The sequence below is a fragment of the Stagnimonas aquatica genome (genome assembly GCF_003730135.1).
Taxonomy (GTDB): domain Bacteria; phylum Pseudomonadota; class Gammaproteobacteria; order Nevskiales; family Nevskiaceae; genus Stagnimonas; species Stagnimonas aquatica.
This window is the reverse complement of sequence record NZ_RJVO01000004.1, coordinates 324812-338936: the sequence shown is the minus strand read 5'-3', so window position 1 is coordinate 338936 and position 14125 is coordinate 324812. Positions and strand designations below refer to the sequence as shown.

General features: G+C 67.8%; 15 protein-coding genes. All 15 read left to right on the top strand.

From position 1 onward, the window contains the following. The first annotated feature begins 25 nt into the window (after positions 1-25). The 15 genes from ED208_RS11085 to ED208_RS17105 all read left to right on the top strand — a co-directional run bounded on the left by ED208_RS11085 (position 26) and on the right by ED208_RS17105 (position 14054). The gene (locus tag ED208_RS11085; protein ID WP_123211957.1) at positions 26-1102 is read left to right on the top strand and encodes an AraC family transcriptional regulator; all 1077 of its coding nucleotides are present in this window, start codon (positions 26-28) and stop codon (positions 1100-1102) included. A 99-nt stretch (positions 1103-1201) separates the two neighbouring features. Beyond that, positions 1202-1864 carry a YitT family protein gene (locus ED208_RS11080; RefSeq protein WP_123211956.1) on the top strand — a complete coding sequence of 221 codons (663 nt, stop codon included), beginning with the start codon at positions 1202-1204 and terminating at the stop codon, positions 1862-1864. A gap of 74 nt (positions 1865-1938) precedes the next feature. Next, a complete protein-coding gene (locus tag ED208_RS11075) occupies positions 1939-3393 on the top strand; it encodes a trypsin-like serine peptidase (protein WP_123211955.1) in 1455 nt (484 codons plus the stop codon). A 64-nt stretch (positions 3394-3457) separates the two neighbouring features. Continuing rightward, on the top strand, positions 3458-4378 hold the full coding sequence (locus ED208_RS11070) for an MBL fold metallo-hydrolase (protein WP_123211954.1): 921 nt from the start codon (positions 3458-3460) through the stop codon (positions 4376-4378). A gap of 14 nt (positions 4379-4392) precedes the next feature. Beyond that, positions 4393-5223, top strand: coding sequence for an SDR family NAD(P)-dependent oxidoreductase (locus ED208_RS11065; protein ID WP_123211953.1), 831 nt, complete (start codon positions 4393-4395; stop codon positions 5221-5223). Positions 5224-5302: 79 nt separating this feature from the next. Further along, positions 5303-7075, top strand: coding sequence for a DUF885 domain-containing protein (locus ED208_RS11060; protein ID WP_123211952.1), 1773 nt, complete (start codon positions 5303-5305; stop codon positions 7073-7075). Between the two features lie 7 nt (positions 7076-7082). Then, positions 7083-7496, top strand: coding sequence for a PaaI family thioesterase (locus tag ED208_RS11055; protein WP_148044739.1), 414 nt, complete (start codon positions 7083-7085; stop codon positions 7494-7496). 91 nt (positions 7497-7587) lie between these two features. Beyond that, positions 7588-8946: a hypothetical protein gene (locus ED208_RS11050; protein WP_123211950.1), complete on the top strand. Its 1359-nt coding sequence runs from the start codon at positions 7588-7590 to the stop codon at positions 8944-8946. A gap of 11 nt (positions 8947-8957) precedes the next feature. Then, complete coding sequence (locus ED208_RS17815) at positions 8958-9173, top strand: oxidoreductase-like domain-containing protein (protein ID WP_123211949.1); 216 nt, start codon at positions 8958-8960, stop codon at positions 9171-9173. Between the two features lie 12 nt (positions 9174-9185). Further along, positions 9186-10427 carry an NADH:flavin oxidoreductase/NADH oxidase family protein gene (locus ED208_RS11040; protein ID WP_123211948.1) on the top strand — a complete coding sequence of 414 codons (1242 nt, stop codon included), beginning with the start codon at positions 9186-9188 and terminating at the stop codon, positions 10425-10427. Between the two features lie 14 nt (positions 10428-10441). Beyond that, positions 10442-11077: an arylesterase gene (locus ED208_RS11035; protein WP_123211947.1), complete on the top strand. Its 636-nt coding sequence runs from the start codon at positions 10442-10444 to the stop codon at positions 11075-11077. A gap of 93 nt (positions 11078-11170) precedes the next feature. Continuing rightward, positions 11171-11629 carry a hypothetical protein gene (locus tag ED208_RS11030; RefSeq protein ID WP_123211946.1) on the top strand — a complete coding sequence of 153 codons (459 nt, stop codon included), beginning with the start codon at positions 11171-11173 and terminating at the stop codon, positions 11627-11629. A gap of 227 nt (positions 11630-11856) precedes the next feature. Beyond that, positions 11857-12729 carry a DUF1295 domain-containing protein gene (locus tag ED208_RS11025; protein WP_123211945.1) on the top strand — a complete coding sequence of 291 codons (873 nt, stop codon included), beginning with the start codon at positions 11857-11859 and terminating at the stop codon, positions 12727-12729. Positions 12730-13348: 619 nt separating this feature from the next. After that, on the top strand, positions 13349-13624 hold the full coding sequence (locus ED208_RS17110; protein WP_148044738.1) for a hypothetical protein: 276 nt from the start codon (positions 13349-13351) through the stop codon (positions 13622-13624). A gap of 55 nt (positions 13625-13679) precedes the next feature. Next, positions 13680-14054 (top strand): hypothetical protein, encoded by a 375-nt coding sequence (locus tag ED208_RS17105; RefSeq protein WP_148044737.1) that lies wholly within the window; start codon positions 13680-13682, stop codon positions 14052-14054. Positions 14055-14125: the final 71 nt, after the last annotated feature.

Below are 14125 nucleotides of genomic sequence, written 5' to 3'. Positions count from 1 at the left end.
CGGTGGGCTCGCCCTAGAATCGGGCATGCGAACCAACGACCTGATCGTCCCGACCGTCCCCATCAGCTACGTACTGCTGATGCTGGACATCGCTGCCGACCTGGGCATCGAGCGGGAGCGGCTGCTGTCCGGCATCGCCATCCCACCAGAACTGCTGCTGCGCCCGGATGGCCGCATCAGCCTGTTGCAGGAATACGCGACGCTCTGCCAGCGCGCACTGGATCTGACCGGCGAACCGGGCCTGGCCTACGAGTTCGGCCTGCGCGCCACGCTGACCACCCACGGCATCCTCGGCTACGGCCTGATGAGCCAGCCCTCGCTGCGCCAGGTCTTCGATTTTGCCCAGCGCTACGCCTCGATCCTGCGCATGCCTGCCTGGGACATGCGCTTCTACACCGAAGGTCCCTATGCGGTGATGGAGGGTCACGAGTCGATCTCGCACGGACACTTGCGCCGCTTCTCCTGCGAGCAGCTGCTGGTCAGCGTGTCCTCGATTGCCCGCCAGCTGCTGCCGGCGGACGCGCCGCTGGAACTCTGGTTCGACCACCCGGAGCCCGACTACCACCCCCGCTTCCGGCACCGCCTGCCACAGGCGCGCTTCTCGACCGGCCTGACGCAGGTGCGGATTCCGAGCCAGTACCTGGATATTCCGCTGAAGATGGCCGACTCGGTATCGGCGCAACTCGCGGAACGGGAATGCGAGCGCGAGTTGACGCTGCTCGGCCACAACCGCGATCTGGTCAACCAGGTGCGTGCGCTGCTGGTCAACCAGCCGGATGGCTATCCCTCGCTGGACGCCGTCGCCGACAGCCTGCACACCACCAGCCGCACGCTCACCCGGCAGCTGGACAAGCGCGGCAGCGGCTTCCGCCTGTTATTGGAGGAGGCGCGCAAGCGCGACAGTCTGAATCTGCTCAAGGATCCCCGCCTGACCCTGACCGACATCGCCCACCGCCTTGGCTACAGCACCATGGCCAACTTCGCCCGTGCCTTCCGTTGCTGGCATGGCGACTCCCCCGGCGGGTGGCGCCAGCAGCTGGGTGCCACCGAAGGCCCGGCGCCGAGCCCGCCGGCACGGCCTTCCGGCGTGCGGGGAGCTTAGACCGCCCGCCGTCGCTGGCTGGCTGGCTGGCACGAATGTAGCTACCCAGCGCGCTCAGGCGCGCATACTGCGCGCCGCTCGACCCGCTGCCTGCTTTCGATGTCCGACGACGCCCCCGACAATGCCCCGCTGCTGCCGGCCCTGAACGAAGAGCCGGAGCGCATCGCCCCCGAGCCGCACAGCCTGCTGGACGACATCCAGGGCTTCCTGATGGGCGGCATGCTCAGCGCCATGGGCGTGGTGCTGCTCAGTGCCTGCGGGCTGATGACCGGCGGCACCGCCGGCCTGGCGTTCTTCCTGCACTACCTCACCGGCTGGGGCATCGGCCTGGTGTTCTTCCTCATCAATCTGCCGTTCTTCCTGCTGGCCATACGGCGCATGGGCTGGCTGTTCACCTTCAAGTCCTTCCTGTCGGTGAGCCTGCTCAGCCTGCTGGTGGACCTGATGCCGCGCTATCTGAGCTTCGCGCACGTCAACACCGCCTTCGGCGCGGTGGCCGGCGGCATGCTGCTGGGCATGGGCGTGCTGGCTTTCGTGCGCCACGGCTCCAGCCTGGGCGGCATCAACATCCTGGCGGTGTATCTGCAACAGAGTCGCGGCCTGCGCGCCGGGCATATCCAGATCGCGGTGGATGCCGGCCTCACCATCGGTGCGCTGTTCGTGCTGGAGCCCCGGCAAGTCCTCTACTCCGGGCTCGGTGCGTTGGTGCTGGGAGCGGTACTGGCCTTCAACCACAAACCCGGGCGCTACATGGGCGTCTAGCGGTCTTGGACGAACGCCGTCCGCGCTGACGCGGTGCCCATCCGGGGCACCGCCCGCACCGGGTCTCGTCCGCCATGCGCCACCGCTGCACGCTGCTGCTCGCCATCCTGCTGCTGGGCCTCACGCCGCTGGCGCGTGCCGCCATCCCGCTGCTGGAGATGCCGGCGGTGGACATCGCCACCACGCTCGCCGCCGATGCCCGCAAGGCCGGTCCGCAGCCCTACCGCTTCGCGCTGCCGGTGCCGCTGGCTGCCGCGATCAGCCCCGACAGCGCTGGCGACTGGCAGACCCTGGCCGACGGCAGCAGCGTCTGGCGGCTGCGCATCCGCTCGGCCGGCGCGACCTCGCTCAACTTCGGCTTTACCCGCTACCAGCTACCAGCGGGCGCGAAGCTCTACGTGCAGACCGCCGACGGCCGCGAGCGGCGCGGCCCCTACACCGACAGCCACAACCGCCTCGGCCAGCTCTGGACGCCAGTACTGCGCGCCGAAGAGGCATTGATCGAGCTGCACCTGCCCGCCGGCAGCCGGCCGCAACTGAGCCTGCTGCTGGGCGTGGTCAATCACGGCTTTCGCGGCTTCGGCGCCAAGGACACGGTCAACGCCAAGTCCGGCAGTTGCAATATCGACGTGGTCTGCTCCGACGGCGACGGCTGGGGCAACGAGATTCGCAGCGTTGCGCGCTACACCATCGCCGGTGCGCTGCTCTGCACCGGGCAGTTGGTCAACAACACGGCGCAGGATTTCACCCCGTACTTCCTCACCGCCAACCACTGCGTCAGCACCGCCGTCGAAGCGCCGACCACGGTGTTCTACTGGAACTACCAGACCAGCCGCTGCGGCGGCGCCCCCGACGGCAGCCTGGAACAGACCCAGAGCGGCGCGCTGTACATGGCCGGCTCGGCGGGCATGACCACCGCCGGTCCCGACTTCACCCTGCTGCGCCTGCTGAGCACGCCCGATCCCGCCTACCAGGTCTATTACTCGGGCTGGGACCGCCGCGATCTGGCGCCGGTGGGCGTGGTCGGCATCCACCACCCGAACGGCGACGAGAAGCGCATCAGCAAGGACTTTGACCAGACCTACATCGCCGCCTACGGCGAGCTGCCGGACTCGGCACTGTCGCGCCTGCAACCCACGCATCTGATGATCCAGAGCTGGGATCGCGGCGTTACCGAGGGCGGCTCCTCCGGCTCGGGCATCTGGAACTTCCAGCACCGTCTGGTCGGCCAGCTCTCCGGCGGCAGCTCGTCCTGCGACGCCCCCAAGGAGCCGGACTGGTACGGGCGCATGTACCAGAACTTCAGCTATCTCAATACGCCGCTGACCAGCCTGAGCTACTGGCTGGACCCGACCGGCAGCGGCGCCGAAACCCTGGACGGCGCCGATCCCAACGGCAAGTCCGGCGGTGGCACTGGTGGCGGCGGTAGCAGTGGAGCCAGCGACGGCGGTGGTGGCGCGCTCGGCCTCGCCAGCCTCGCGGGCCTGCTGCTGGCCGGCCTGCGGCGACGCCTCGATCCAGCCTGCTGAAGCCGGGGCCGGGCAAGGGTCGGCGGGGTTATGCTGCCGACCCCGCACCAACGAGCATCGCGCCATGCCCACCTGGCTGAGACGGCTGCTGCAAACCCTGATCCTGCTGCTGGCCATCGGCGGCCCGGCCTACTTCCTGCTGGTGGTGCACAGCCCGGTGGCGCGCAGCGAGTTTCCGCTCGACCTCGCCCAGGTGCGGGCGCTGGCGGAGTCGCTGCCCGGCGACAAGCCCGGCGAGATCCGCTACGAGCGGATCATGGACTTCAAGTTCGCCGAGGCGATGGTGATGGCCGGCGAGCCCTGGCAGGCGACGCCCATTCCGGTCTACTCCTACCAGCTGGTCTACCCGGACCGCACGCTGATCGTCGATACCGCGATGAACCAGGCCATCGCCAAGCCGGACTTCCTGGTGCCGATGTACGACCCCGCTGCCTATCAGCGCATGAGCAAGGGTCTCGCGGCGGCCTCGCTGATCGTGCTCACTCACGAGCACATGGACCATATCGGCGGCCTCGCCGCGCAGCCCAATCTCGCCGCCCTGCTGCCGGCCCTGCGCTTGACCGAAGAGCAGCTCACCAACCCCAAGGGCATGGCCCCGGCGGAGCTGCCGGCGGCGCTGATGCAGGGCTACCAGCCGCTGCGCTACCAGGGCCTGTACGCGCTGGCGCCGGGCGTGGTGCTGATCCAGTCGCCCGGCCACACGCCGGGCAGCCAGATGGTCTATGTGCGTCTGGCCGACGGCCGCGAGCTCTTGTTCCTCGGTGATGTGAGCTGGCAGATGCGCAATCTGGAAAGCGTGCGCGAGCGGCCCTTGTTCATGACCCTGATGATCGGCGAGCAGCGCGACGCCGTGCTCGCCGAGTTCAAGACCCTCAACCGGCTGATGCAGACCGAGCCCGGCCTCAATCTGCTGCCCGGCCACGACGGCGCGGTGGTCGAGCGCCTGCGCGCCGCCGGCCTGCTGACCCCCGGCTTCAAACTTTAGAGCAGGCCCCACACATGAACCGCAAGATCCTCATCACCGGCGGCAACAGCGGCATCGGCTACGAGATGGCGCTGGCCTTCGCCGCCCAGGGCGACGAGGTGCTGATCGCCGCCCGCGACCAGGCCAAGTCGGCGGCGGCCATCGCCCGCATCCGCGCCCTGCATCCGCAGGCGCAGATCGAAGCCCTGAGCCTGGACCTTGGCGACTGGCCGGGCGTGGATCGCTGCGCCGAGGCGGTGCTGCAACGCTGGCCACGGATCGACGTGCTGATGCTCAACGCCGGGCTCTACACGATGAAGCTCTCGCGCCTCGCCAACGGCTACGAGACCATGATGGGCACCATGCACTTCGGGCACTTCCGACTCGCGCAGCGCCTGCTGCCGGCGGTGCAGGCGGCCGAGCAGGGGCGCATCGTGGTGACCAGCTCGATGATCCACCAGCTCGGGCGCATCGACGAGGCCAGCTTCACCGATCCCGGCCGCCACAAGTCCGGCCTGCATGCCTACGGCCAGGCCAAGCTCGCCAACCTCCTGTTCACCCGCGAGCTGGCGCGCCGGCTGCAAGGCAGTGCCGTCACGGTCAACGCCTTTCACCCCGGCGCGGTCGCCACCGACATCTATCGCCAGGTGCCGGCGGTGCTGCGGCCGCTGGTCACCCGCTTCATGCTCAGCCCGCGCCAGGGCGCCGATACCGCGATCTGGCTGGCCACCGCGCCGGAGCTGGTCGGCACCAGCGGCGAGTACTTCATCAAGCGCCAGCGCAAGGCCGGCAGTGCACTCAGTCGCAAGCCCGAGGAGGCCGCGCGGCTGTGGGCGCTCAGCGAGCGGCTGTTCGCGGAAAGCTGATTTTTTCGCAAAGGCTTTAAACCCTGCCGCCGGTTGCGATGTCCACTGTGGTCATCTCCTTACCCTCATCGAGCCCACCATGCGCCCTGCCCAACCGCGCCGCCTCGCCCTGCTGCTGCTGATCGCCCTAGCGGGCACGGCTTGCGGCAAGAAGACCGAACCCGCCACCGCGCCCACCCCGGCCGCTGCCAGCACGCCGGCCGAGAACGCCGAGTGGCGGGGCTTCCTGAAGCAGTACCAGGAGGACTACTTCGTCGCCAATCCCAGCTTCGCGGTGGTGCAGGGTCGCCACGAGTTCGACGGCAAGCTGCCGGACTGGAGCCGCGAAGGCATCGGTCGCGAGATCGCCCGGCTGGAAGCGGCGCGCGCCAGGGCGCTGGCGTTCAGCGGCCTGTCGCCGCAGCAGAGCTACGAACGCGACTACCTGCTCGCGCGCATCGACGGCGATCTGTTCTGGGCACGCGACTCCGGCGCGCCCTGGAAGAACCCGGCCTTTTACAGCGGCAGCCTGGAACCCAGCGTCTACCTGACCCGCCCCTACGCACCGCTGGAAGCGCGGATGAAGGCCTTCATCGCCTACGCCCAGGCCATCCCCGGCGCCGCCGCGCAGATCCGCGCCAACCTGAAGACGCCACTGCCGAAGACCTTTGTGCAACTGGGCATCAATGGCTTCGGCGGCTTCCCCGACTTCTACCGCAAGGAGGTGCCGACCATCTTCGCCGAGGTGAAGGACGAGGCCCTGCAAAAGGAACTCAAGGCCGCCATCGAGCCGGCCGCCAAGGCCATGCAGGAGCTGGCCGACTGGCTCAAGAGCGAGCAGCCCAAGGCCAATGACGACTACGCGCTCGGCGCCGAGAAGTTCGCGGCGATGCTGAAGATGACCGAAGGCGTCGATACCCCGCTGGCGGAACTGGAGGCGATCGGCAAGGCCGACCTCGCCCGCAACCAGGCGGCGCTGAAGGAAGCCTGTGCGGCCTTCGCGCCCAAGGCCAGCATCGCCGCCTGCATCGCCAAGGTCGGCGCCAACAAGCCCAAGGGCGGCGCGGTGGAAGGCGCTCGCGCGCAGCTCGCCGGCTTGAAGCAGTTCCTGATCGACAAGGATCTGGTCAGCATCCCCGGCAGCGAGGAGGCGCTGGTCAACGAGGCGCCGCCCTACCAGCGCTGGAACTTTGCCTACATCGACATCGCCGGCCCCTACGACAAGGGCATGCCCAGCACCTACTACATCGCCCCGCCCGACCCGAGCTGGCCGAAGGCCGAGCAAGAGGCCTACATTCCCGGCCAGGCCGATCTGCTGTTCACCTCCGCGCACGAGGTCTGGCCCGGCCACTTCCTGCAATTCCTGCACGCCAACCGCTCGCCCTTCGAGTTTGGCCAGTTGTTCGTCGGCTACGCCTTTGCCGAAGGCTGGGCGCACTACACCGAGGAGACGATGTGGGAAGCCGGGCTCGGCGCAGGCTCGCCGGAAATCCACATCGGCCAGCTCTCCAACGCCCTGCTGCGCGACGTGCGCTTTCTCTGCGCCATCGGCCTGCACACCCAGGGCATGAGCGTGCAGACCTGCGAGACGATGTTCCGCGAACAGGGCTACCAAGACCCGGGCAACTCCCGCCAGCAGGCGGCGCGCGGCACCTACGACCCGGCCTATCTCAACTACACGATGGGCAAGCTGATGATCCTCAAGCTGCGCGAAGACTGGACCGCCAGCCGTGGCGGCCGCAGCGCCTGGAAGGCCTTCCACGACCAGTTCCTCTCCTACGGCGGCCCGCCGATCCCGCTGGTGCGCGCGCAGATGCTGGGCAAGTCCGAGGGTGGTCTGTTCCCCACACCGCCCAGCGCTGCCAAGGAGTAAGCCGGCCTTGAGTCCTCTCGAACAATTGCTGCCCTTCGTCACCGACCATCCGCTACACCGGGCAATGGGCGTCGAGCGCATCGCCGTTGCCGACGGCCAGGCTTCGACCGAGATCCTGGTCGGGCCTGGCCTGGTCAACCCCGCCGGCATGTTTCACGGCGGCGTGGTCTACACGGTCTGCGACATGGTCTGCTTCGCCGCCCTGCTCAGCCGCCTGCAGCCGGGCGAGACCGCCGCCACCCACGACATCCACGTCTCGGTGATGAAGGCGGCGCGCCTGGGCGAGCGCGTGCTGTTCACCGGCCGGGTGCTCAAGCACGGCCGCGCGCTGGCCTTCATGGAGGCCGAGGCGCATTGCGGCGAGACGCTGCTGGCGCGGGCGACGGTGACCAAGTCGATCCTGAAGATGCCGGCCCGCTAGGACGATCCGGCCAAGCTTGGTGGCAGCAGATTTCGCCGGCCTGTAACCGCAGGCCGTTAACCTGCGCGACGCGCCGTCGCCCCTGTCCGCCATGTCCATCGTCTCCCGCCTGCTGCCGTCCCTGCTGCTGCCGTCCCTGCTGCTGCTCTCCCTGCTCGCCGCCTGCGATAGCGGCACGGCCACCGACGACGGCTCGGCGTTACCGCCGCCAGCGGGTGACAGCCTCTACGGCCGCTTTGAAGGCGGCAGCGGCGGCCCCGAACTGGGCATCGCCGGACTGTATTACCAGGGCAGCGGCTACGCGGCACGCACCGAGGACGATGGCAGCTACCGCCATCTCGCCGGCGACCGCCTGCGCTGGCAGATCGGCGATGTGCTCCTCGGCGAGACCGCCGCCGGCCCACTCACCAGCCCCTATGCCCTGGCCGGCAACTGCGACTTCGACGCCGCGCTGGTGCGCCTGGCGCGCCTACTGCTGAGCCTGGACCGCGACGCTGACCCCGACAACGGCCTGCAACTGCCGGCCATCCCGGCCGCCGCTGCGCCGCGCCCGCTGATGGACTTCAGCGAGGACGAGCTGGCCGAGCGCGTACGAGCTTGGCTCGGCGCCGGACGCGGGCTGGTGGAAGAGCGCGCGGCGGTGGACAGCTTCGTGCGCGTACTCGACGGCGAGCGCTGGGAGCAGACCAATCGCGAGGAATTCCGCTTGAGCGCGATTGTCCGCTCCCAGGGCCTGTCCACCGACGGTAGCGGCTGGGTGTTTTCCTGGCAGAACGGCCTGCAACGCACCGGCGAAGCGCCGCTGTACCTGGCCAGCCGCACCGTGCTCGACGCCATCCCCGCCGAGCTGCGCGCAGCCGGCAGCGACCACATCGGCGATACCGACATCCTCGATGACCGCCTCTACGCGCCGGTGGAGAACGCCGGTTACACCAACCCGCTGATCCTGGTCTACGACCCGGCGACGCTGGCGTATCTCGGCGAGGCCTATCCGCTGGCGCCGCACCAGGCGCACGTCGCCTGGATCGCCCTCGACGGCGCCCGCCGCCTTGCCTACAGCGGCGACTGGGACCCGATGCCGGTGGTCAATGTCTACGCGCTCGACCAGGGCTTCGCACTGCTCCGCCAGATTCCGCTCAGCGAGCCACTGAGCCGCGTGCAGGGCGGCAAGGTCTACCAGGGCGCGCTCTACCTGAGCCGCGACGACGAGGCCAACAGCGTCTACAAGGTCAATCTCGACACCGGCACGGTGCTGCCACTGTTCAGCCTGGAGTCCGACCTCAGCGGCCAGCTCGGAGAGATGGAGGGCCTGGCCTTCCGCGACCTCGACGACGGCAGCCAGTTGCACACTCTCGAACTGAAGGCGAGCTATCTCGGCGCCAACTTCCGCCACCACCGCCGTAGCCAGCCGCCGCCGCGCCAGCGCTGGTGTGGAGCACCCGGCTCCTGAATACTGCGGGCATGCCCGCCGAGCCCCAGCCTCTGCCACCCCGACCGCAGCCGCCCAGCGAGGATGACTGCTGCCACCAGGGCTGCGCGCCCTGCATCTTCGACCTCTACGAACGCGAGCTGGAACGCTGGGAAGAACAAGTGGCCGCCGCGCAGCCGGCAGCGACGCCAGCGCCAACCGGAGTTGAAGGGCCGCCGCCTACAATCCGGCCCCGCTCCCCTGCCTGAACTAGCGCCTCCATGACCCCCGTCCAGACCCTTGCCCAGCCCTTGCAGCTCGCCTGCGGCATCAGCCTCAAGAACCGCCTCGCCAAGTCGGCGATGAGCGAGGCGCTGGCCAGCCTCGACAACCGCCCGGGCGAGAAGCTGGAACGCCTCTACGGCGTGTGGGCCCAGGGCGGCATCGGCCTGTGCATCACCGGCAATGTGATGATCGACCGCAACGCCCTCGGCGAGCCCGGCAACGTCGTGGTGGAAGACGAGCGCGACCTCGACGCCCTGCGCCGCTGGGCCAGTGCCGGCAGCGCCCACGGCACCGCGCTGTGGATGCAGATCAACCATCCCGGCAAGCAGGCCCCCAAGGGCCTCAACCGCGAAACCGTGGCGCCTTCGGCGATCCCCTTCGGGCCGGAGATGTCGAGCTTTTTCGCCACTCCGCGCGAGCTGCGCGCCGAGGAGATCGAGGCCCTGGTGCAGCGCTACGGCCGCGCCGCCGGTATCGCCAAGCAGGCCGGCTTTGGCGGCGTGCAGATTCACGGCGCGCACGGCTATCTGGTCAGCCAGTTCCTGTCGCCGCGCCACAACCAGCGCAGCGATGCCTGGGGCGGCAGCCCTGAAAAGCGCCGTCGCTTCGTACTGGCGGTGCTGGCGGAGATGCGCCGGCAGGTGGGCGCGGGTTTCCCCATCGGCATCAAGCTCAACTCGGCGGACTTCCAGCGCGGCGGCTTCACCGAGGAGGAATCGCTGGACACGGTGCGGGCACTGGCCGAGGCCGGCATCGACCTGATCGAGATTTCCGGCGGCACCTACGAGGCGCCGGTAATGACCGGCGTCAAGAAGGTGAAGGACAGCACCCGCCGGCGCGAGGCCTACTTCCTGGAGTTCGCCGAAAAGGCGCGCGCGGCGGTGTCGGTGCCGCTGATGCTCACCGGCGGCTTCCGCAGCGCCGAGGGCATGACCGAGGCCATCGCCAGCGGCGCGGTGGATCTGGTCGGCATCGCCCGCTCGATGGCGATGGAACCCGACCTGCCGAACCGCCTGCTCGCTGGCCAGGCGCCGCGCCATCAGGTGCGGCCGATCAGCACCGGCATCGCCATGGTCGACCGCATGGCGCTGATGGAAGTGGCCTGGTACACCCGCCAACTGCGCCGCATCGGCGAAGGTCGCGCGCCGCGTCCCACCGAATCCGGCCTCGCCGCCTTCGCCATCGGTCTGGTCGAGAACGGCTGGCGGACCTTCCAGACCCGCCGTCTACGCGCCTGAGGCGCCGTTTGGCCATGCGCCGCGACTCCGCCCGCCGCTGGTTTGCCGTCTGCGCGCTGGGCTTGGCGCTGCTGCTGGGCTTGAGCGCCTGCGGCGACAAGCCGCCGCGCATGGCGCGCCTGCCCGATGACGCGGTGATCCTCGCCTTTGGCGACAGCCTGACCTTCGGCACCGGCACCACGCGCGAGCTGGCCTACCCGGCGCAGTTGGCGGCGCTGGTGCAGCGGCACGTCATCAATGCCGGCGTGCCGGGTGAAACCAGCGCCGAGGGCCTGGCGCGACTGCCGGCGGCGCTCAACGAGCACCAGCCGCAACTGGTGATCCTCTGCCTGGGCGGCAACGACATGCTGCGCCAGCAGAACCGCGCAGCGATGCGCGACAACCTGGCGGCGATGATCGGCGAGATTCGCGGACGCGGCATCGCGGTGCTGCTGCTAGGCGTGCCCGAGCCCAAGCTGCTCAGCCTCAAGGCCGAGCCCAGCTACGCCGCGCTGGCGCAGGAATTCGGCCTGCCGCTGGAGGCCGAGGTGATCCCGGACGTGCTTGGTGACCGCGACAGCAAGTCCGACGCCGTCCACCCCAATGCCGCCGGCTACCGGCAGATCGCCGAGGCGATCGCCAGACTGCTGAAGAAGTCTGGAGCGGTCTAAGCCCCATCACGCCCGCGCCGGGCAGCCACTACCGGCCGCCGAGCCCGCGCGCTTAGGATGCGAGGCACAACAACCGCCTGGGGAGGGCAAGAAATGATCCGCAAGCACTTCGTGCGCGTCGCAATAATCCTGGTGACCTGCGGGTTCTACGCCTGCATGCAAAGTGTCGGTCCAGGCGGCGTGCAGCAGAGCGCCGGCCCGTTCCAGCAGAGCGTCGGGCCGGGCGGCGTCAGCCAGAACGCCGGGCCGTTCGGCTCGCAGACCGTCGGACCCGGCGGTGTGCAGCAGAGCATGGGGCCGTTCAAGCAGAGCGTCGGCCCCGGCGGCGTCCAACAGAGCGCCGGCCCCTTCGGCTCGCAGTCGGTGGGCGCCAATGGCGTGCAGCAGACCGCCGGCCCAGCGGCCGCCAGCAGCAGCAGCGGCAACACCTGCCGCATCAGTTGCTCCGGCCGCAGCTACAGCGCCAGTTGCCCGGCGCGGGAAAACCCGCTCTGCCAATGCGGCCAGCCGCCCTACGCCAGTTGTGTAGGCCGCGTGCAGCCGCGCCAGTAAAGCCCGCACTCGCCGCTACCAAAACCCACAAGCCAAAGTCCCCTCCCCCGCGAGCGGGGGAGGGCTAGGGTGGGGGCGTTCGGCCCTGCCCCTGGCGCGCCTTGGCCCACCGCACCCGGCAAGCCCCAAACCCTACTCCGCTCAGAGTAGGCCCCAGCCCTGACGCCCCCCTCATAGTCCCCGCACTCAATCCCGATAACGCCGACCCATCCTGAGGGGGATGAACCATGGCCAGCCGCAGCGACTTCGCACCCATCGTGGTTTCCTACCTGCTCTGCGTCGCCGCCGGCGCCGCTCTGCTGCTCGGCGGCAGCGGCCTGCCGCAACCCTGGGACGCGCTGGCCGCCGATGTGCTCGCCACCGTGGTGATCTTCGGCTTTAGCTACGCCTACAAGAACTCCAGCTTCTACGACGCCTACTGGAGCGTGATTCCGCCGCTGCTGGCGGTGTACTGGTACTGGGCCAACCCCGGCAGTTTCGAACCCACCCGTGCGGCGCTGGTGATCGGCCTGGTCTGGCTGTGGGCGATCCGCCTGACCACCAACTGGTCGGTGTACTGGGGCGGCCTGCACCACGAAGACTGGCGCTACCCCATCGTCCGCGCCCGCGCCGGCCGCTTTGCCACGCTGGCCGACTTCGGCGGCATCCATCTCTTCCCCACCCTGCAGGTGTTCGCCGGCTGCCTGCCGATCTACGCCGTGATGAGCCAGGGCAGTGCGCCGCTGGGCTGGCTGGATGCGCTGGCCTTCGCCGTCACCCTGGGCGCGATCAGCATCGAACTGATCGCCGACCTGCAACTGCACGCCTTCATCGCGCGCCGGCAGCCCGGCGAGTTCATCAAGACCGGCCTCTGGGCCTGGTCACGCCACCCCAACTACCTTGGCGAACTGAGCTTCTGGTGGGGCCTGGCCCTGTTCGGCCTCGCCGCCGCACCGCAGGCCTGGTGGTGGGTGCTACCCGGCGCGCTGACCATGAACCTGATGTTCGTGTTCGTCAGCGTGCCCTTCATGGACGAACGCAGTTGCGAGCGCCGCCCCGCCTACCGCGAGCACATGCGCAAGGTTTCGGCGCTGATGCTGCTGCCGCCGCGCAAGGGCTGAGCTGCGCCAACGACACCGCGCGCGGCTAGCGCGCTTGCGACCTGCCCTCTTGCGGAACACCGGGGCAGGCGGCGCATACTGCGTTCATAAAGGCCGGTGACGGGAATCCCGGCCCATAGAACCATTGGGAGCCAAGAGCGTGTCCACCCTGTGTTCCGTGTTTCGCATCCGCGCTTCGACGAATCCTCAATGGATTCAGCGCGTTGTATTTTCTCGTTCCAGATTATACGGATGTGCCGCCAGATTAGGCGGCGATCCGTGTTCCATCTAATTGGCGTTAGTAATTGTTAGGCGGTTTCGGCGGGTAATTCTTGGGGCAAAGCCGCACAGCGTAGACATCTTTTTGAGCTGTATGAATGACCGCTTGGTGTGCTATTACAAAGCCTCTGAAATTGTGCCGCATAACAAGTTGATACGGACAAAATTTCAGAGGCTTTGTAAGGAGCGCTCATTGGGTTCAAGGGGCGCTTTTTTGGCGAGGGGGAGTAGCTCAGGGGCAGGGATCGCGTGATAACAATTTCTAACCAGTCGTTGCAGCGGACGTGGCCTTCGGCCATTCCCTCGCTTCGCTCGGCGCCGCTGAACTCCATGCGTTATGTTGCAAAAGCATGAGCATCCTGTGAGCAGAAAAATTGCGTGGTCTTTTCTGGCAGTTGCTCCAATCGTCGCGCTCGTCTGCTTTGAGGTTTTTGTTCTGCTTCAAGGCTACAACGGTCGCTGCGGCTTACTTGACGCCGGTTGGGACTGCTCAAAAACCGAATACGTTTCTTCAGTCATGCTCAGTCCATTCTTCCTGCCCGTTCTATTTATCTGCGGCGGCGGCTGGCTTCTATTTTTGCTCTTGGCTGGCCTTGGCATTCGCACGTATCGGCGGAGGCAACGTGTTGCAACATAACCAGGCATTCAAGCGGACGGGCTTCGCCCGCCGCTTAACTTAGGCGTTGGGCTGTATGAAAAGACTTGTTGAGCTAGACCTCAATACTCGCTACGCACTTGAGGTCGATGGTCTGCGCCTCATTCGTGAGGCCCGTGATCTCCAGGAGTATTTGGTTGCATTGAAACCTAGTCGAGTCGCCGAGTTGCTCCGCAGCAAGGTGCTGCCATTCACGAGCGCCGCGCTGAGAGGCTCACTCAAAGTGCCGCTTGAACCTCACGCCAATCCAATACACGTCACCCGCTTTGAAGACATGTACGGTGAGCCGTTGCCTCCAGGCTTCGAGCACCTCTATGCGTGCTTCTTCAACACAGCGGTTGGAGCGCGAGCTGATGTAGAGCACAAGATTGAAAGAGACGGGCGGCTTTGGGCTTGGATGGAGTTCGAGTGAAGCTATTGCCCAACAAAGCATTCAAGCGGACGGGCTACGCCCGCCGCTTAACTTAGGCGTTAGAGCGGTAA